General features: G+C 59.7%; 17 protein-coding genes. 11 read left to right on the top strand and 6 right to left on the bottom strand.

From position 1 onward, the window contains the following. Nucleotides 1-19 precede the first annotated feature (19 nt). The 5 genes from PLU01S_RS00915 to PLU01S_RS00935 all read left to right on the top strand — a co-directional run bounded on the left by PLU01S_RS00915 (nt 20) and on the right by PLU01S_RS00935 (nt 6,520). Nucleotides 20-1,513 (top strand): YdgA family protein, encoded by a 1,494-nt coding sequence (locus PLU01S_RS00915; protein ID WP_074821078.1) that lies wholly within the window; start codon nt 20-22, stop codon nt 1,511-1,513. A gap of 119 nt (nt 1,514-1,632) precedes the next feature. Continuing rightward, a complete protein-coding gene (locus tag PLU01S_RS00920) occupies nt 1,633-3,285 on the top strand; it encodes an isovaleryl-CoA dehydrogenase (protein WP_074821081.1) in 1,653 nt (550 codons plus the stop codon). Between the two features lie 90 nt (nt 3,286-3,375). Continuing rightward, nucleotides 3,376-3,687: a hypothetical protein gene (locus tag PLU01S_RS00925; RefSeq protein ID WP_139208656.1), complete on the top strand. Its 312-nt coding sequence runs from the start codon at nt 3,376-3,378 to the stop codon at nt 3,685-3,687. A 39-nt stretch (nt 3,688-3,726) separates the two neighbouring features. Then, the gene (locus PLU01S_RS00930; protein ID WP_074821087.1) at nt 3,727-4,056 is read left to right on the top strand and encodes a four-helix bundle copper-binding protein; all 330 of its coding nucleotides are present in this window, start codon (nt 3,727-3,729) and stop codon (nt 4,054-4,056) included. Nucleotides 4,057-4,159: 103 nt separating this feature from the next. Further along, nucleotides 4,160-6,520, top strand: coding sequence for an FdhF/YdeP family oxidoreductase (locus PLU01S_RS00935; RefSeq protein WP_074821090.1), 2,361 nt, complete (start codon nt 4,160-4,162; stop codon nt 6,518-6,520). A gap of 31 nt (nt 6,521-6,551) precedes the next feature. On the opposite strand, the gene PLU01S_RS00940 is transcribed toward PLU01S_RS00935, so the two are convergent. Then, complete coding sequence (locus PLU01S_RS00940) at nt 6,552-6,752, bottom strand: DUF2905 domain-containing protein (RefSeq protein WP_010796426.1); 201 nt, start codon at nt 6,750-6,752, stop codon at nt 6,552-6,554. A 22-nt stretch (nt 6,753-6,774) separates the two neighbouring features. Here PLU01S_RS00940 and PLU01S_RS00945 point away from each other — a divergent pair, with 22 nt between their 5' ends. Further along, nucleotides 6,775-9,438 (top strand): mechanosensitive ion channel family protein, encoded by a 2,664-nt coding sequence (locus PLU01S_RS00945; RefSeq protein ID WP_074821093.1) that lies wholly within the window; start codon nt 6,775-6,777, stop codon nt 9,436-9,438. 81 nt (nt 9,439-9,519) lie between these two features. On the opposite strand, the gene PLU01S_RS00950 is transcribed toward PLU01S_RS00945, so the two are convergent. After that, complete coding sequence (locus PLU01S_RS00950) at nt 9,520-10,071, bottom strand: gamma carbonic anhydrase family protein (RefSeq protein ID WP_074821096.1); 552 nt, start codon at nt 10,069-10,071, stop codon at nt 9,520-9,522. Nucleotides 10,072-10,252: 181 nt separating this feature from the next. Between PLU01S_RS00950 and prlC the strand changes: the two genes are divergently transcribed. The 4 genes from prlC (at nt 10,253) to PLU01S_RS00970 (ending at nt 15,004) form a co-directional block, all read left to right on the top strand. Beyond that, nucleotides 10,253-12,304, top strand: coding sequence for an oligopeptidase A (gene prlC, locus PLU01S_RS00955; RefSeq protein ID WP_074821686.1), 2,052 nt, complete (start codon nt 10,253-10,255; stop codon nt 12,302-12,304). Further along, nucleotides 12,301-12,573, top strand: a complete 273-nt coding sequence (locus tag PLU01S_RS00960) for a YheV family putative zinc ribbon protein (protein WP_074821099.1) — start codon at nt 12,301-12,303, stop codon at nt 12,571-12,573. The genes prlC and PLU01S_RS00960 overlap by 4 nt, the downstream gene beginning before the upstream one ends. Further along, entirely contained in the window at nt 12,573-13,346 is a 774-nt protein-coding gene (locus tag PLU01S_RS00965) for a DUF1835 domain-containing protein (RefSeq protein WP_074821102.1), read from the top strand. Before PLU01S_RS00960 ends, PLU01S_RS00965 begins: the two co-directional genes overlap by 1 nt. A 107-nt stretch (nt 13,347-13,453) precedes the next feature. Further along, complete coding sequence (locus tag PLU01S_RS00970; protein WP_074821104.1) at nt 13,454-15,004, top strand: phospholipase D-like domain-containing protein; 1,551 nt, start codon at nt 13,454-13,456, stop codon at nt 15,002-15,004. Here the strand turns inward: PLU01S_RS00970 and PLU01S_RS00975 are convergent, their stop codons facing one another. After that, a complete protein-coding gene (locus tag PLU01S_RS00975) occupies nt 15,005-15,868 on the bottom strand; it encodes a LysR family transcriptional regulator (protein WP_074821107.1) in 864 nt (287 codons plus the stop codon). A gap of 103 nt (nt 15,869-15,971) precedes the next feature. On the opposite strand from PLU01S_RS00975, the gene PLU01S_RS00980 reads away from it, so the two are divergent. After that, nucleotides 15,972-16,397: a VOC family protein gene (locus PLU01S_RS00980; protein WP_074821111.1), complete on the top strand. Its 426-nt coding sequence runs from the start codon at nt 15,972-15,974 to the stop codon at nt 16,395-16,397. 5 nt (nt 16,398-16,402) lie between these two features. On the opposite strand, the gene PLU01S_RS00985 is transcribed toward PLU01S_RS00980, so the two are convergent. The 3 genes from PLU01S_RS00985 to PLU01S_RS00995 all read right to left on the bottom strand — a co-directional run bounded on the left by PLU01S_RS00985 (nt 16,403) and on the right by PLU01S_RS00995 (nt 18,668). Further along, nucleotides 16,403-16,801 (bottom strand): VOC family protein, encoded by a 399-nt coding sequence (locus PLU01S_RS00985; protein ID WP_312196601.1) that lies wholly within the window; start codon nt 16,799-16,801, stop codon nt 16,403-16,405. After that, a complete protein-coding gene (locus PLU01S_RS00990; RefSeq protein WP_010796436.1) occupies nt 16,801-17,439 on the bottom strand; it encodes an SCO family protein in 639 nt (212 codons plus the stop codon). Before PLU01S_RS00990 ends, PLU01S_RS00985 begins: the two co-directional genes overlap by 1 nt. Nucleotides 17,440-17,561: 122 nt before the next feature. Continuing rightward, nucleotides 17,562-18,668 (bottom strand): Gfo/Idh/MocA family protein, encoded by a 1,107-nt coding sequence (locus tag PLU01S_RS00995; RefSeq protein ID WP_074821113.1) that lies wholly within the window; start codon nt 18,666-18,668, stop codon nt 17,562-17,564. Nucleotides 18,669-18,781 lie beyond the last annotated feature (113 nt).

An 18,781-nucleotide genomic window follows, 5' to 3' on the forward strand; every position in this document is an offset into this window, starting at 1 on the left:
CCCTTATACGAGTTCTCTCATGAAAAAAGCAGCTGGAATTGCTGTCGGTGTTGCCCTGGTCGTTGGAGCGGTCGCTGTGGGCGGTGCCTGGTATACAAGTACCCAACTGGAAGGTGCGCTGAACCAGGCCATTGACCAGACCAATACACAATGGGCCAAGACGCTGCCTGATCAATCGGCGCATATGGAACTGGTCAGCCTGGACAAGGGACTCTTCAAGAGTACCGCCCACTACCGCATCGTTCTGCCGGGTAGCGGCTTGGGATTGGACACGCCGATTGAAGTGCTCATGGTCGACCACTTGGAGCACGGCCCCTTCCCTGCGTCCCGCCTGGCCTCTTTCAAGCTGGCGCCGGTCATGGCCAGCAGCCATTTTGCGCTGGAATCCAGCCCCAGCCTGCAGGCTTGGTTCACGGCTGCCAACAATGCGGTACCCGCGTACGGCACAGCGGTAATTGGTTACGACCAGCAGGTGAATGGCACGCTGACGCTGCAGCCCTTCGAGCTGAATGAGGATGAGCGACACGTAGCCGTCGCTGGGGCAACGCTTGGGTTCAAGACTGACCTTGAGCTGAAACGCTATCAGCTCGACCTGTCGGCGGACAGCCTGGTGCTGACCTCGCCGACCAAAAACGGAGCGATGGTCAGCACAACGTTGAAAGGCATGCGTGTTACCGCCGATCGCAGCCTGGGACAGAGCGGGCTGTATACGGGCCGCTCGGACCTGGGCCTCCAGTCGATGCAGATCCAGGGGGACACCCTTCCACCGGTGGTCATGCGCGATATTACCGCCCAGGACAATCTGCAGGAGCACGGCCTGAGGCTCGCCGATACCATCCACTACACACTGGGTGGCATGACGGTTGACGGTAAGGAGGTAGGAAGTGGCCGTATGTCCCTGAGCTTCAGGGATATCGATGCGGCAGCCTTGCAAGGCATGGCGACCACCTATTCGCAGTATGCCGAGCGTGTCCAAATCGATCCGGAAACCCAGCAGATGCCCGCGATGCTGCCGGAAGAGCGGGCCCGTATGCAGGCCTTTGGCAGTACGTTGCTGGCGGCCAATCCCGTGGTCACGCTGGACGAGTTGTCCTTCAAGACCGCCCACGGCGAGAGCCGCTTCAACATGGCGGTCAATCTGACGCGTCCGGAGGAATACGATCATCTGTCGCCCGCCGAGGTGTACCAGCAGATGATCAGCCGGCTGGATATGCAGCTTCGCCTTTCCAAGCCGATGATCGCTGACCTGCTCTCGCTCAAGAGTGATCCGTCCCAGGATGCGGCCGACGCTGCCCAGGAGGCCAAGGCGGCAGGTGAGGCGATAGGCGACATGGCGGCGTCGTCGCAGATGGCTCGGGTGGAAGGCGATGACATTATCGCTACGCTCAACTATGCCGACCACATGGTCGACTTCAACGGCCAGAAAATGACCCCGGAGCAGTTCGCCATGCTAATGCAGAACACCGCACTGGCGGCTATCACCATGTCAGCACTGGCGCCCCAAGCACAGTGATTCTGGTGCACGCGGTGGCTGGCTGATGCCGCCGCGTTTCATCGGTCTCGGCAAATAGCACTCCCCGCCCCCGGACAATGGCGCTATAACTAACCCACCTTAGTCAGGGAGCGGTCGCCATGTTGTGGAGTCAGTTCGCCGAAACGCACGAGGTGTTCAATCAGGTCCCGCCGTTGGAAGGAGTCAACCTCTATCGGCTGGATACGCCACTTCAGGAGTGGATACACCGCTACCGCGGTGGTTGGGCGGATGACCGTCTCGGTGTCTATGGGGCGCTGGCGGGAGGACCTCTGATGGCGGCCGGTTTTCTGGCGAACCGGTATCCCCCCGAATTTCACAGCCATGACCGGTACGGTCATCGTATCGACCAGGTCGAGTTTCACCCTGCCTACCACGAGTTGATGCGTACCGCCGTCGAGCACGGTATCCCTTCCCTGCCATGGACCGATCCGCAGCCTGGCGCTCACGTGGCACGGGCAGGCCTCATGTACCTGCATAATCAGGCCGAAGCCGGTACGAGCTGCCCGCTGACGATGACCTTTGCCAGCGTACCGGCCCTGTTGCACCAGCCGGAGCTGGCTGCGCGCTGGCTTCCCAAGGTCACGGCGCGTGTCTACGATCCGTCCCATGCGCCCATGGAGACCAAGGGCGGTGTGACACTTGGCATGGCCATGACCGAGAAGCAAGGCGGCACTGATGTGCGCGCCAACACCACTCAGGCTTACCCTGTGGACTCTCCTGGCCCGGGCGAGGCCTATGAACTGGTTGGCCACAAGTGGTTCTGCTCGGCGCCCATGTGTGATGCCTTCCTGACGCTGGCGCAGACCGCCCAAGGGCTTTCGTGCTTCCTGCTGCCGCGCTTCCGGCCGGACGGCAGCCGCAATCAGTTTCACATCCAGCGCCTCAAGGACAAGCTGGGTAACCGCTCCAATGCCTCCAGCGAGGTGGAATACCGCGGTGCGCTGGCCTGGCTGATCGGTGAGGAAGGCCGTGGTGTGGCGAATATCCTGACCATGGTGGGGATGACCCGCTTCGACTGCATGATTGGTTCCAGCTCGCTCATGCGGCAGGCGCTTACACAAGCCATGCACCATTGTGCTCACCGGCAGGTCAGCGGCAAACGGTTGGTTGAGCAACCGCTCATGCAAAATGTTCTGGCTGACCTGGCCTTGGAAAGCGAGGCCGCTCTGGCACTCACGCTGCGTCTGGCACAAGCGTTGGATCAGCCGGACGATATGAGCGAACGGGTCTTCGCGCGGTTGGTCACGGCGGTGGGTAAATACTGGATCTGCAAGCGGGCTCCCGCCTTTATCAACGAGGCGCAGGAGTGCCTGGGCGGGGCGGGCTATATCGAGGACAGCCTCCTGCCACGGTTGTATCGCGAGGCGCCGGTGAACTCCATCTGGGAGGGCTCCGGCAATGTGCAGTGTCTGGATGTGCTTCGTACGCTGTCGCGCAATCCGGACGTGGCGGCCGTCCTGTTCCAACATCTGGATGAAGGCCATGGAGATGTGCGGTTGCAAGCCCATGTGGCGCGGTTGAAGGCCGCCTTGGCTGAGCAGGATGATCTGCCGTACCGCGCCCGACAGGTCACGGAGAGCATCGCCCTGGCCCTCCAGGCGCGTCTGTTGCTGGATGCGGGTAACCATGAGGTAAGTGATGCCTTTCTGGCCAGCCGGCTAGGCGAGCGCCACGGTTATGTCTACGGCACGCTGCCTCTGGGCGTGGCGCATGAGGCAATCTTGCGCCGCAGCGCACCCTTGATGGTATAGCGCCAGCTTTCCTGCCCAGCAATGAAACCTTGGGCGGCTCCTGCGGTTCATACCTGTATCGTGTACAAGCAGGTGACGACAGGCATGGGTATGCGCGCCTCCTTTCTGGTGCTGTTGCTGGGCTTCTTCCTTGGAAGTGGCTACGCCCAGGCATGCTGTACGCCCGGATCTCCGTGCCCTTTCATGCAGGCCGAACAGATTGACGTTCGCCACTCGTCGCCCTCTCCTGCCTCTCAGAACACCCTGATGGTCAAGGCATGCTGCTGCGTTCCGGCACAGGCTGCTGCGGTACGGCTAACACTTGCCCGTGCCCCTCTTCCTTCGGACCCTTACGCGCCGTCCTTCTACCACTCTGTATACCCCTCCCTGCCTGATCCGCCTCCCAAGGCCATGCCCGTTTGAGCCCATCAATCAAACCTTTATTTCAAACGGAGAACGATCATGATGACTTCTGCTTACGACGCCTGCATTAAAGCCTGCTCCAATTGTGCCCTCGTCTGCGAAATGTGCGCATCGGCGTGCCTGCGGGAAGAAGACGTGAAAATGATGGCGCGCTGTATTCAGCTTGACCGGGACTGCGCCGACCTGTGCGCCCTGGCAGCAGTGCTGATGCAGCGCGAGAGCCCTTTGGCCAAGGAGTTTTGTGCGCTGTGCGCTAAGGCCTGCCGTGCTTGCGGTGAAGAGTGTGCCAAGCATGACATGGACCACTGCCAGGCCTGTGCCAAGGCTTGCCTGAGCTGCGCGGAAGAATGCGAGCACATGGCGGCCTGATCCATCCGTACCCCGGCGCTCCGGCGCCGGGCCCTTTTGCTTTGGAATGTGGCCAACCGTGAGCTGACAAGGTCAGCGGCCATCTGCCTGCAAGGAGCTACGCGTGAACAAACCTCGTTTCAAGCCTTATAAATCACCCTCCGGTGGTTGGGGTTCGGCTTTCTCAGTCGCGAATATCCTGATCCGTGAAAAGTCGCCTGTCGGCTCCGGTCTTCTTCTACTCAAGCAAAACAAGCCGATCGAAGGCTTTGCCTGCGTCAGCTGCGCCTGGGCCAAACCTCACCCGGCCCGCCCTTTTGAGTTCTGCGAAAACGGGGCCAAGGCCACCGCCTGGGAAAACACCAGCAACCGCTGCGGACCTGATTTTTTCGCGCAACATACCGTAACGGAATTACTCAACTGGCGTGACTACGACCTAGAGCAACAGGGTCGACTTACTCATCCGCTGCGCTGGAACGCCGAGACGGACAGATACGAGCCGATTCGCTGGGACGTTGCCTTTCGCGAGATTGGCGATGAGCTGAGGGCCATGGCCGATCCGAACGACGTGGTGTTCTACACCTCGGGCCGGGCGGCGCTGGAAACCTCCTACATGTTCCAGCTGTTTGCCCGTATGTATGGGACAAACAACCTGCCCGACAGCTCCAACATGTGTCACGAGAGCACCTCCATCGCCCTTCCGGAAAGCATTGGTGTGCCGGTGGCCACTGTGACGCTTAACGACATGGAGAAAACCGACGGCCTGTTTTTCTTCGGTCAGAACGTCGGCACCAGCAGTCCGCGCATGCTTCACCAGCTTGAAGAGGCGCGTCAGCGCGGCGCGCCTATCGTTACCTTCAACCCGATCCGCGAGCGCGGACTGGAGAAGTTTACTAACCCGCAGTCCCCGACCGAGATGGCGACCGGCAAGGAAATCACCATCAGCACCCACTACAATCAGGTCGCCATTGGGGGTGATATTGCGGCCATGGCTGGGATGTGCAAAAAGCTGTTTGAGATGGACGACCAGGCGCGTGCCGCCGGGAAGCCACGCGTGTTGGATGTAGCGTTCATCGAACAGCACACTCACGGCCTGGAGGCCTTCGAAGCGAAGATCCGCCGTTACACCTGGGAAGAGTTGGAGCGCCGTTCCGGCCTTACCCGCAGTGCCATGGAGCTGGCGGCAATGGTCTATGCCCGCTGCGAGCGTGTCATTGGCGTGTATGGCATGGGGCTTACCCAGCACCGTCAGGGCGTAATGAACATCCAGATGCTCGTCAATTTGCTGTTGCTGCGCGGCAACATGGGCAAGGAAGGCGCCGGTATCCTGCCCGTCCGCGGCCACTCGAATGTGCAAGGGCAACGCACTGTCGGAATCACCGAGAAGGCCAGCCATGTCCCGGCAGAAAACCTCAAGAAGCAGTTCGGCTTCGAGGCGCCCCAGGATGACGGCATGAACACCGTCGAGGCGTGCGAAGGCATTGTCAGCGGTAAGGTAAAGGCCTTTATCGGCTTGGGCGGAAACTTTGTACGGGCCGTTCCGGAAACACTACTGATGGAGCCGGCCTGGCGCAAGCTCAGGCTTACCGTGCAGATTTCCACCAAGCTCAACCGTAACCATCTGGTGCACGGTAAGAAATCCTACATCCTGCCATGCCTGGGCCGTACGGAAATCGATGTGCAGGCCACCGGTGAACAGCGCCATACCACCGAAGACAGCACAGGGTGTATCCGGGCCTGGCGCGGCGTTGCCAAGCCGGCGGCGCCTAATCTGTTATCGGAGCCTGCCATCGTGGCGGCACTGGCCAAGGCGACACTAGAACCCAATCCCCGGCTCGACTGGGATGCCTGGGTCGCCGACTACAGTCTGATCCGTGACGCCATCGCCGAGAGCTATCCCGATATCTTCCATGACTTCAACGTGCGGATGCTGGAGCCTGGCGGTTTCCATCGTCCACTCGGTGCCTCCGAGCGCAAGTGGGCGACCGAGACCGGCAAGGCCAACTTCATCACTCCTGACAAGCTCACACCCGATGACGACATCGAGCCTGATCTCAAAAAGCAGGGCGTGCTGCAGCTGATGACGCTGCGCAGTAACGACCAGTTCAACACCACTGTTTATGGCTACAGCGACCGCTTCCGCGGAGTCTATGGGACGCGGGCGGTCATCCTCATGAACCGTCGTGACATGGCCCGCCACGGGCTGGCCGAAGGCGACATGATCCAGGCCATTACTGCGGTGGACGATGGCGTACACCGGGAAGTCGGCCCACTCCGGGTGACGCCGTACGACATCCCCGAGGGCTGTTGCGGTGGCTACTACCCCGAATGCAATCCGCTGATTCCGCTCTGGCATTACGCGGAGCGCAGCAAGGTGCCTGCCGCCAAGTCTATTCCGATTCGGCTGCGCAAGGTGATCGCCGTGGTGAAGGATCGCAACGTCCCGTCCGAGCCGGCCTCACCGGCCGGGGTGGGCGCGGTGTAAGCGGCCTGAGCCCTGGCGGTCCGGCCAGGGCTCAGCGATTAATCAGCCACAGCACGATGGATACCACCGCACTGATCAGGATCATGGTGGTGATAGGGAAAAAGAACGAGACGTTCTCCCGTTTGACGACGATATCGCCCGGTAGATGACCCAGCGGTAGCCGTCCGATCCAGGGCCATAGCAGGCCAACGGCAACTATCAGCAGACCTATGACGATCAGGGTACGAGACATATCATCATCCGATTCGAGAGCCATGCCTAAACAGATTTCGCGAGTGTGCCTTGCGTTCCTTTTAATCCTTTCTCTAGGCCACGCCCTGGCGGCCGATCAATCCGCCACGGGTGATGAAACCATTTCTCCAAGCGATGCTCGCCGCGCCGTTAGCGTACTGCAGGATGAACAGCAGCGCGCCGAGGCGGTGCGGGCCCTCAAGGCGATTGCCGACACGGCCCCAGCCAAGGACGCCGATGCAGCGAAGTCCGATGATCAATCAACGGACGATACTGCTGCCGATACCGCGGCCCCTGCCGAAGCACCTGCTGCCGTGGCGATCGAAGCGAACGGTTTGATTGCCAGAACGCTCCGTCAGGTCAGTCGGTGGGGTGATGGGCTGGAAGATCAGCTTCACCAGATCAAACAGGCCGCCCTGGCGTTCCCGGTGTGGTTACGAACCCATTCCGCCAGTGGCCAGGGCAAGCATATCCTGAGCGAGGCGCTGGTCGATCTAACCATTGTTTTCGGCGTAGGCCTCGCCCTTGAATGGGGGTTGCGCTACCTGTTGGGCAGACCCCGCCGCGCCTTGATCCAGCATGCTGAGGAAGCAGACGAACGCGCCCGACGCGAGCAGGCCGAGCGGGATGAAAGGCAACGACTGGCTCAGGCCCAGGCCAGGGCGCGGGCCGAGCGGGAACAGGCCGAGCAGGCAGCTGCCGTTAATGCTGCCGAGGTGGGCGGCATTCGCCCGGCCAGCGAAGAAGTGGCGCTGGTACAGACGACGCGTGATGGTGTCGAGCAGATCGAGGCCGTACCGGTCGGTGCGACAAATGCCGCCAAGGGTGGCCCCGCCAGTACCGCCTCCGGCTCTACAACCCAATCCCAACAGCAGGCGACTGCTGATGCCGCTACGCATGAGACAGCTGCTTCACCCCGGCATACCGCCATGCCGGGCGAGCATTGGAGTACCCTGCGTCACCTGCCCTATGCACTGGGCTCGCTAATTTTTGATCTGTTACCGCTGGCGTTATTCTTTGGTGCAGCGGCGCTGATCATGCGGGCGCTGTCGGGTGATGAACAGAGCGTCATGACGGTTGTTCAGGGCTTCGTGGGCGCCTACGTTACAGTGCGCGTCTGCATGGCCGTGGTTCGCCTGCTGATCTCGCCGATAGGCCACGGGATGCGCATCATCCGCGTCAGAACCGATATCGCCCGGACTCTGGAAACCTGGATACGGTTCACCGTTGTGCTGGCGGCGTTCGGTATCGCCCTGGCTGAGGCAGTCGAGGCGCTGGGCGCAGGCCGGGCGGGCCATCTGGCAATCGTCAAACTGTTCTCGCTGCTGGTTCACCTCTGTCTGGTCGTGCTTATCTTCAAGGTCCGCAAGCCGGTCGGTGCGTTGATCGAAGCACCTGCCGAGGCAACCGGGCCGGTGGCCGCCCTGCGTAACTGGCTGGCGCTCGTCTGGGCCTTCTTTGCTGCAGCATTCGTTATCGGGCTGTGGGTGGTGTGGGCGCTGGGTGTCGAGAACGGCTTTCCCAAGCTGATCAACTTTATTGCCCTATCGGGGGCGGTGGTCATTGCAGCGCGGCTGCTGGCGATCCTCGTCCTGGGCGCAGTAGGGCGTGCTTTTCAACCCAAGACCGACGCGCCTTCAGATGAGAGCAATACGCCTGCCTCGTCTGTACGCAGCCGCTTGGCTGATCGTTATTACCCGCTTGCCCGCCGGTTGATCACCGCGACTATCACCGTGTGCACCGTCATTGTCCTGTTTCAGCTCTGGGGCCTTGACGCGCTGAGCTGGTTTGCCAGTGGCACCATAGGGCGCAGTCTGCTTTCTGCCGTATTGACGATCCTGGTGGCGGCTCTTGTGGCGATTGTTGTCTGGGAGTCGGCCAACGCCTCGGTACAGCGGCGTCTGACGCGGTGGACAAACGAGGGGGATCTGGTCCGGGCTGCGCGCCTGCGTACGCTCCTGCCCATGCTACGCAGCTTCCTGCTCATCATTATCGTGCTGGTGGTCGGCCTTACAGCACTCAGCCAGATCGGTATCAACACCACGCCGCTGCTGGCTGGTGCCAGTATTATCGGTGTGGCTGTCGGTTTCGGCTCGCAGAAACTGGTGCAGGACTTCATTACCGGTATCTTCCTGCTGATGGAAAACGCCATGCAGGTGGGGGACTGGGTCACCGTGGCAGGCGTCTCCGGTACGGTAGAGTACCTGTCGATTCGGACGGTACGTATCCGGGCCGGTGACGGTTCGCTGCATATCGTGCCGTTCAGCTCAGTCTCCACGGTCAACAATATCAACCGTGGAATCGGCAATGCGTCCATTCGTATCAACGTGGGCTACAACACCGACATCGATCAGGTCTTTGACGAGTTGAAAGCTATCGGTGCGGAAATGCGACAGGACCCGGCCTTCAAGGATCTGATCATCAATGATCTGGAGGTCTGGGGGGTGGACGCGGTCGACGGCTCTATGGTGACGGTATTGGGTCAGATGCGGTGTATCGACAAGGGCCGCTGGGGTGTGCAGCGCGAAACCAACCGCCGCATCCTCAAGCGCTTCCGCGAGCTGGGTATCACCATTGCCGACCCACGTACCTATCTGGTCATGCCAAGCGAGACTGCTGCCACGGATCGGTCGCCCCTGCCACACGGTAACCATCTGCCCAGCAACCAGCCAAGCCCCGACGCCTGAGGGCTTGGCTGATAGGAAGAAGAGCGCTGTGCTCCGGCAAAGCGCTCTTCTTCCCAACCGTAAATCCGTTGCCGCCGTGGCTCAGGCGTCGTCTTGGTCGTAGCCCTCGGCGAGGTGTTGATCCTTCAACTTCACGTAGTTGGCTGCGCTGTACTCAAAGAAGCTACGCTCCTTTTCCGTGAGCGGGCGCGCCTGCTTGACCGGGCTGCCTACATACAAGAACCCGCTTTCCAATGTCTTGCCTGGCGGCACCAGACTACCGGCACCGATGATCACCTGACTCTCCACCACGGCCCCGTCCATGACGATGCTGCCCATCCCCACCAGGACCTGATTGCCGATGGTGCAGCCATGCAGAGTGACCTTGTGGCCGACCGTCACATCATCGCCTACGATCAGAGGATAGCCGTCCGGGTTGTATGGGCCGGCGTGGGTGATGTGCAGCACGCTGCCGTCCTGAATGCTGGTACGGGCACCGATGCGGACACGGTGCATGTCGCCGCGAATCACGGTCAGCGGCCAGACGGAGCTGTCTGCGCCCAGCTCCACGTCACCGATGACCACGGCGGTGGCGTCCACAAAAGCGCATTCGCCCAGGACGGGCGTTTTATTCTGGTAAGTGCGAATGGTCACGATAGATACCTTTTCTAATCAGGCGAGCCTTGAGTCTGGTTAAGATGGGCTCCATATAGTCTTCTTTGAGAGCCTTTCGTTGACTGGGCAAAGCCGGCCAATGCGTCCTTTGAGGCAGCATAGCCGTATCCCGGTCGGCGTGGGGCTCAAGCTACCCGTATATATCCTTGAGGGGAACACCGTGAGCGCCAGCAATCCTCTGTTACAGCCCTACGATCTGCCACCCTATTCCGCGATCAAGCCTGAATTTGTCGAGCCGGCCATTGATCAGATCCTGGCAGACAACCGCGCCGCCATTGCCGAGCTGCTGAAGACCCAAAAGGAAAACCCGACCTGGCAAGGTCTGGTCGTGGCGTTCGACGAGCTGAACGACCGCTTGGGCCATGCATGGAGCCCGGTTACTCATCTTAATGCCGTGTGTAACAATCCTGAGCTGCGTACGGCCTATGAGGCCTGCCTGCCTAAGCTTTCTGCTTACTCCACGGAGACCGGGCAGAACAAGGACCTTTTTGAGGCCTACCGGAAACTGTCTGAAAGCGAAGAGGCCAAGGGCTTCGACGCTGCTCAGAAGAGGATTCTCGACAACGCTCTGCGTGATTTCCGTTTATCGGGTATCGATCTGCCGCCTGAACAGCAGAAGCGCTACGGCGAGATCCAGTCGCGCAAGTCCGAGCTGTCCAGCAAGTTTTCCAACCAATTGTTGGATGCTACCCAGGCGTGGACCAAGCATGTGACTGACGAATCTGCTTTGGAGGGTCTGCCAGATTCCGCCAAGGCCCAGATAGCTGCTGCGGCCCAGGCCAAGGGGCTGGAAGGCTGGCTGATCAACCTCGAATTCCCAAGCTACTACGCGGTGATGACTTACGCCGATGACCGCGCTCTCCGCGAGGAAGTCTATGCGGCCTATTGCACCCGCGCCTCTGACCAGGGTCCCAACGCTGGACAATTCAACAACGGTCCGGTGATGGAAGAGATCCTCGACCTGCGCCAAGAGCTGGCGCGCCTGCTGGGCTATGCTAATTATGCCGAGCTGTCCCTGGCGACCAAGATGGCTGAATCCAGCGAGCAGGTCCTGAATTTCCTGCGTGATCTGGCCCAGCGCAGCAAACCTTTTGCCCAGCGTGATCTGGATCAGCTCAAGGCCTTTGCTGCTGAGCAGGGCGTAACTGATCTCAAGAGCTGGGACACCGGCTACTTCGCCGAGAAGCTGCGCCAGGCCCGCTATTCGCTTTCCCAGGAAGAGCTACGCGCCTACTTCCCGGTCGACAAGGTACTGTCCGGTCTCTTCACTGTGGTGCAAAAGCTTTACGGTATCGAGATCAGCGAGATCACGGATGGCTTCGACAAATGGCACCCGGACGTCCGTCTGTTCGAAATCACCGAAAACGGTAAGCACGTTGGCCGTTTCTTCTTCGACCTCTACGCCCGCGCCAACAAGCGTGGCGGTGCCTGGATGGACGGTGCTCGTGACAAGCGTCGCAATGCCCAGGGCGAGCTGATCAACCCGATCGCCTACCTTGTCTGCAACTTTACCCCGGCCAGCGGTGGCAAGCCTGCCCTGCTAACCCATGATGAAGTGACCACCCTGTTCCACGAATTTGGTCATGGCCTGCATCATCTGTTGACCCGCATCGAGCATGCAGGTGTTTCCGGCATCAACGGCGTGGCATGGGATGCGGTCGAGCTGCCGAGCCAGTTCATGGAAAACTGGTGCTGGGAACCGGAAGGTCTGGCGCTGATTTCCGGCCATTACGAGACCGGCGAGCCACTGCCCCAGGAGCTCCTAGACAAGATGCTGGCTGCGAAAAACTTCCAGTCTGGACTGATGATGGTGCGTCAGCTGGAGTTCTCGCTCTTCGACTTCGAGCTGCATGCCACCCACGGCGATGGCCGTAGCGTACTCGACGTGCTGGAATCCATCCGCGATGAAGTTTCGGTTATGCGTCCGCCGGCCTACAACCGCTTCGCCAATAGCTTTGCCCACATCTTTGCTGGCGGTTATGCCGCGGGGTACTACAGCTACAAGTGGGCGGAAGTCCTATCAGCTGATGCCTTCTCCAAGTTCGAGGAAGAAGGCGTGTTCAATGCTGAAACCGGCCGCGCCTTCCGTGAGGCCGTCCTGGCTCGTGGTGGTTCGCTTGAGCCGATGGTGCTGTTCGTGGACTTCCGCGGCCGTGAGCCCAGCATCGACGCGCTGCTACGCCACTCCGGTCTTACCGAGGAGGCTGCATGAGCGGACCGGTAAAACGCTTCATCGCCGGGGCCGTGTGCCCCGCCTGCCAATCGGTAGACACGATGAAGATGTGGAATGAGGATGGCGTACCGCACCGCGAGTGCGCCTCCTGCGGCTATGGGGATACGCTGGACGAGCGCGGCAATTCGGTTCCCAAGGAATTGCCTACGCGCGTCAATGCGCCCAAGCAGCTAAAGCCTGCCACGGCTCAGGTCAAGGTGGCTCAGTTCTTCCCGAATCCCAAGCTCAAGAAGGACAAGCCTGACTGATGTGGCACGTTGTCTGTGGTGATGTCGCGGCTAAAGGTGTCCGTCAGGTGATTGATACCGAGGCCACTTCATTGCTACGGATAATGCGTGACGATCTGGCCGTAGGGCCGCTGGTAGATGTACACCAGCCGCCCTGCCCGGTTCGGTCGGCCTTCTGGGAGGCCGTCTGGCCAGACGATGTTCCCGCTCCCGACTTTTCCCGCCAACTGGCGGACGATGCCACGTGGCTTGAGCATGCAGCACAAGGCAATCGCCCCATTACTGTCTGGCACGGCGACAGTGCCTCTGAGCAGCTTCTGTTCTGTCGTATCGCTGCCGCTCTGCACGATGCGCCTGTTGCGCTATACAGTGTTCCATGTGGAACACATCGTAGCGATGTACAGACTCGCCGTGCGGTTGGTCAATGTTCACTTGAGTTATTGAAGAAGCTGTATAGCCCTGCCCTGATCCTGCCTGAGCAGCAACAGGAGCTGGCCAGAGCCTGGCATGAGGCAGTCGAAGCCAAAGCTGATATCAGGCAATGGTTAGGCGGTACGTTTCGGTACAGCGGCTACGAAACGGTGGACACTATCCTCCTCCAGCATTGCACGCCAGAATGGCAACCGCTCGCACGAGTGATAGCCGAAGTCATGGTACGCAGCGAAGGATTTTTCGCGACAGATACTTTTCTAGGCTGGCGTGCCCGCGATTTGGCTCATAGAGGCCTCCTTGTTTTGCAAGGGCCTGAAAAGGGGCATTACTCCCAGCAAATGGTCTGCCTGCCAACGGTCTGAACAATGACAGGCACAGGCCGGTCTTATCATGGCCTTCTGCCCTGATCTTCTGAATTTAACCGCAACGCAAGCGTCGAAGGGATACGCATTCGACCTGGAGGGAATCTGTGTACGCCCGTTTATTACTGCTGTCCTTCGTCCTGTTGACGGGTTGCGCTCAGGTTCAGACACCAACTCCCTCCTCCATGCTCGCGCCAGCCGGCACGCACCTCAACAGTGTGCTTCAACGGCAGGCCGTCAAGCATCCCGGACAATCAGGGTTTCGCCTTCTGGAGTCCAGCACCGACGCCTTTACCGCCCGCGCCGAGCTGATCCGCATGGCCCAGCGCAGTCTGGATATCCAGTACTACATTGTTCACGATGGGGTGACCACGCGCATGCTGGTCAATGAGCTGCTGGCCGCTGCTGACCGTGGTGTGCGGATTCGCTTCCTGCTTGACGACACCAGCAGCGATGGTAATGACTATGCCCTGGCGGCACTGGCAGCCCATCCCAACATCGAAGTTCGCGTCTTCAACCCGCTGCATATCGGTCGCAGTACCGGCGTTACACGTTACATGGGGCGCTTCCTGCACTTGTCGCAGCAGCATCGCCGCATGCATAACAAGCTATTGCTTGCCGATAACAGCGTAGCCATTGTAGGCGGTCGCAACCTGGGGGATGAGTATTTCGATGCCAAGCCCGAAATGAATTTCACGGACCTCGACCTGCTTGGAGCGGGTCCTGTCGCCCATCAGCTCGGTGTAAGCTTCGACCAATACTGGAACAGCGAGATCAGCCAGCCCATTACAGGTTTTCTGCGCCGCCCGCCCACAGCTCACGCGCTGACTCGAATGCGCACGGGGCTCAAGCGCTACCTGGACAGCGAGCGGGTAAAGGATTCGGCGCTCTACAACCGGTTGCGCCGTTACGACACTGCACCGCAAATGGAGGGTTGGCTTCATGAGCTGACCTGGGCCAATGGCAAGGCGCTCTGGGACGCGCCACGTAAAGTGTTGGCAGAGGGCGAGCCGGACCGAAACCTGTTACTGACGACTCAGTTGATGCCCAGCCTTGACGACGTGCACAAGGAGCTTTTCCTGGTCTCCGCCTATTTCGTTCCAACCCAGACAGGGGTGGAGTACTTGAGTGAGAAAGCCCACGAGGGGGTAGATATTCGCGTACTGACCAACTCGCTGGAAGCGACGGACGTTCCCGCTGTTCATGGCGGATACGCGCCGTACCGCGACGAATTGCTCAAGCAGGGCATCAAGCTCTATGAAATGCGCAACCGCCCGGAAAAAGGCCTGCATGCCTCGCCTTATAGCTTTGGTCAGTCGGCTTCCAGCCTGCACAGTAAAGCCATGGTGCTTGACCGTGAGCATACCTTTGTCGGGTCCTTCAATTTCGACCCGCGTTCTATCCTGTGGAATACCGAGGTTGGCATCATGGTAGACAGTCCTGCCCTTGCCGGCCGGGTCCGTCAGCTGATTCTCGATGGTATGGCCTTGGGTGTCAGCTATCAGGTGAAGCGGGTCGACCGCGACGGAACAACCAAGCTGATCTGGCTGGAAGAGCGCGACGGCAAACTGTATGAGCTGAACCATGAGCCTGGCGGATTGTGGCGCCGATTCAACGCCTGGATCGTGCGTGCAGTAGGCCTTGAGCGTATGCTCTGATCAGCCTTTTGCCGCCTTTACGCATTCCAGAAAGAACGACAGCGCCGCTTGCTTGCGCAGACCCCGACGGCAAATGGCGACCAGCTCGCGGTGAAACGTGAGCGGCCCTAGGGAAAGCGTGCGCACGCGCGCCTGAGCCAGCTGCAGACCAGCCTGAGGAATCAACGCCACCCCCAGGCCACACTCGACCATTCTGACGATAGCTTCCAGCTCATCAAGCTCTAGCGCTTCACGAACGGTAATCCGGTGCTCCTGAAGGAACCGGCTCACCTGTCGGCCACCAAAGGAGCCTCGGTCATAACGAACGAAGGGCTGTGTTGCCAATAAGGCCAGCGGATCGTCGCCTGGCAACGTGGCGGGCGTGATGAGCACGAATGGCTCCTGGGCCAATGGAATTTCATCCAGCTCCTTGGGTAAGGCAAATGGCGGTTTGATCAGTAGCGCCAGATCGATCTCGCCAGCGTCCACACGGCCCAGGAGCTGCAGCGAGACGCCAGGAATCAGCTTGAGGTCTACCTGGGGGGCGTCCTGGCGAAAGCGCATCAGCGCTTCGGGCAGCACGCCGGTTTGAACCGTGGCGATGGCTCCGATCTTCAGTTCGCCCTGCCAATGAGCGACATCTGTGGGAGCGGCCATTTGCTCGTACAGCGAGAGGATCTGCTCCGCCAGCGGAAGCGCTTGCTGGCCGGAAGCATTGAGCAGCGCCGCGCGGCCGGTCCGGTCAAAGAGCCGTACGCCCAGGTCGCGTTCCAGCTGGCGCATTTGTGCACTGACTGCCGACTGCGTCAGGCCAACCTGTTGCCCAGCCGCTGAAAAGGTGCCATGTCGTGCAACTGTAATAAAGGTCTTCAATTCCCGAAGCACTGTCAGCCTCAAAATAGTTGCTGCTCGGCAGCAAGAATATTCGTTTTTCCATCGAAACGCTTGTGGCTGACAATAGGGTCTTGCCCAACCTGATGAGGTTCTCATGGCGCTCTCCCCTTTCCACCTGGCTATTCCTGTGTACGACCTGGCAGCCGCCCGGCATTTTTATGGTGACGTTTTTGGCTGCCCTGAAGGTCGCAGCAGCGAGCAATGGGTCGATTTCGACTTTTTTGGCCATCAGTTGGTGATTCACGAACACCCGCGTACCGCGGCGCAGGAACATGCCCATACCAACCCTGTGGATGGCCATGATGTGCCTGTGCCGCACTTTGGTGTCGTATTGGGTTGGGCTGAGTGGGAAGCGTTGGCGGATCGCCTGAAGGCACGTGAAACAGCGTTTGTAATAGAGCCCTACGTGCGCTTCAAGGGACAAGTAGGTGAACAGGCCACCATGTTCCTGCTGGACCCTTGCGGTAACGCGCTGGAGTTCAAGGCGTTCAAGGACATCGGTCAACTATTCGCCAAGTGAGGCTATTAGCCGTCGCTATAGGGTTCGCCATAAAAGCGCAGCAGGCAGAAGCCATGGCCAAAAGGATCACGAAGCACGGCCATGTCTCGAAATGCCGAACGCCGGACGTCACCCTCCAATGTAGCCCCGGCGGCTAGTACTTTTGCCAGGGCAACATCGAGGTTATCGACTACAACGTCGAGATGTATAGGTGTCCAGTGCTGGCCGTACTGGCGCACCTGTCCTGCGGTTTCGCTACCCGCTGGCTTTTGTAGCAGATAGATCGGAACATCTGCCCCGGCTAGCTCAACGACTTGTCCATCATAGAGCTTACGCTGCACCGTCAGATCCAGCGCCTGCGTATAAAACTGGATGCCGCGCTCCAGGTCGTCGACATCCAGATTGATCAGCAAGCGTATAGTCATTAGCGCTTGGCTTCCATCAGACGTGGCAATTGCTGGGCCAACAGATCCAGCTGCATGGGCTGGCGTACATAACCGACAGCACGGCCGTTCGGGTCGATCAGAACCAGATTGGCGCCATGGTCCACGGTGTAGCTCTGCTGGGTGGTATCGGCCGGAATGAAGGGAATCCCGACGGTATTGGCCAGCGTCTGGGTGTCGGCCATGTCACCTGCCAGGGCTTTGAAGCCTGGATTGAAAAACTCTACGTATTGTTTCAGCCGCTCCGGTGTATCCCGGGCAGGATCGACGGTTACAAACGTTACGCCCAGCGCATTGCGATCCTTTTCAGGCAGTTTGGTGAACAGCTGCTTGAGTTGCGCCAGGGTCGCCGGACAGACGTCCGGGCAGAAGGTATAGCCGAAGAACATCAATCGCCACTGCCCTTTCAGCGAGTCGAGCGTAATCGCTTCCTTGTCCTGATTCGTAAAGTTGAGTGCAGGAAGTGCCTTGCCTTGAGGCAGCATGACGATGCCCGCGTCCATCAGCTCGGCAGGTGTTGGCGCCGCATCGGTTCGATAGGCGCGGTAGCCGAGGGCTGCCACCGCAATCACGGCAAGAAAGATGGCAAGAATAAGAACGAGACGGCGAGCATTGGTCATGACGGACAACCTTGAGCAACGGAATGTGCATCAGGGTACTGGATGTAGGCCCGCCTCGCACCGTCAGCAGGCCGGATCGACCCGCGAAGCGTTTCAAGACGCTTCGCGAGCCTGTAACAGCATCAGGTGGTAGGTTCGGTGGTATTGATGTAGTCCGGTACCTTGGCGAGCGGCAGTGTACGCACCTGCGCCTGAGTAGGACCCTGGCGGGGCGGCAATGGCTCCAGCGTCTGGGTCTGCCCGGTTTCCAGCGCCTGCTCGATGGCAGCCAACACCCGAATGTCCCGCCAGCCTTCATCGCCGTCCATTTCAGGTGCCCGATCATTCAGGATGCAGTCGGAAAAATACTCGGTCTCGCCACCAAACTGGTCGACAACAGGATGTTCATGTTCCTGCGTTTCACCCTCGATGGTCGCACGATAGGTGATAGCTACACCTTCACCAAAACCGAAACAGGGCGACGCCTCGATTTCGCCTTTCGAGCCGACTACCTGGAAGCGCTCGGTATTGGGTGCACTGTAGCTGACGGTAAACTGCGCCAGGCGCTCCTGAGGGAAGCGCAGGGTGACGGACACTGCGTCATAGGTCGTGATGTCACGCCCGGGTGTATTGACCCCCACGGCATGCACTTCGATCGGCTCGTCACCAAACAGGTTGCGAACGGCATTGAGCGGATATGGCCCCATGTCCGGTACTGGTCCTGCCCAGTAACCATTCAGGGCGCGATGATTCTGCGGGTCTAAAGGCTGGGCGAACGTGGAAGTGAAGATACGCGGGTCGCCAATATCGCCGTTGCGAATGCGCTCGACCATCTCGACCATCCCCGGCTCGCAGTGAAGGCGGTAAGCGATCATGAGCTTGGCACCCGACTTCTTGGACGCCTCGATAATGGCCTTGCAGTCTTCCTCGCTGGTGGCCATGGGCTTTTCCAGCAGCACGTGGATACCTGCCTCAAGTGCCGGTACGGCAAATTCGCGGTGGCGGAAGTTGGGTGTAGCCAGGTAAATGGCGTCGATCTCACCGGAGGACAGCAGTGCCGGAAAGTCCTCGTAGCGATAGCTCTTGAGGTTGTACCGTTTGGCCAGTTCGTCGGCCTTGACCGGATCGCCTGTCACCAACGCCGTTATGACCGAATTGCTGGTCTGGCCGACACCCGGCATGAACGCACCCTGGGAAATCCAGCCACCCGCGACAACCGCATAACGGATCTTGCCCTCTGCACTTGGCATGTTGCTTGTCCTCCATTCGATGGGCAGGCGAAAGCCCGGCCCTTATTTCTGTCGGCAAGCAAGCGAGGGGTGAAGTTCCTCAGGCTGGACGACTGTTCATGAAGAAAGCCGTC

Source organism: Pseudomonas luteola NBRC 103146 (genome assembly GCF_002091675.1).
In the GTDB taxonomy this organism is placed as follows: Bacteria; Pseudomonadota; Gammaproteobacteria; order Pseudomonadales; family Pseudomonadaceae; genus Chryseomonas; species Chryseomonas luteola.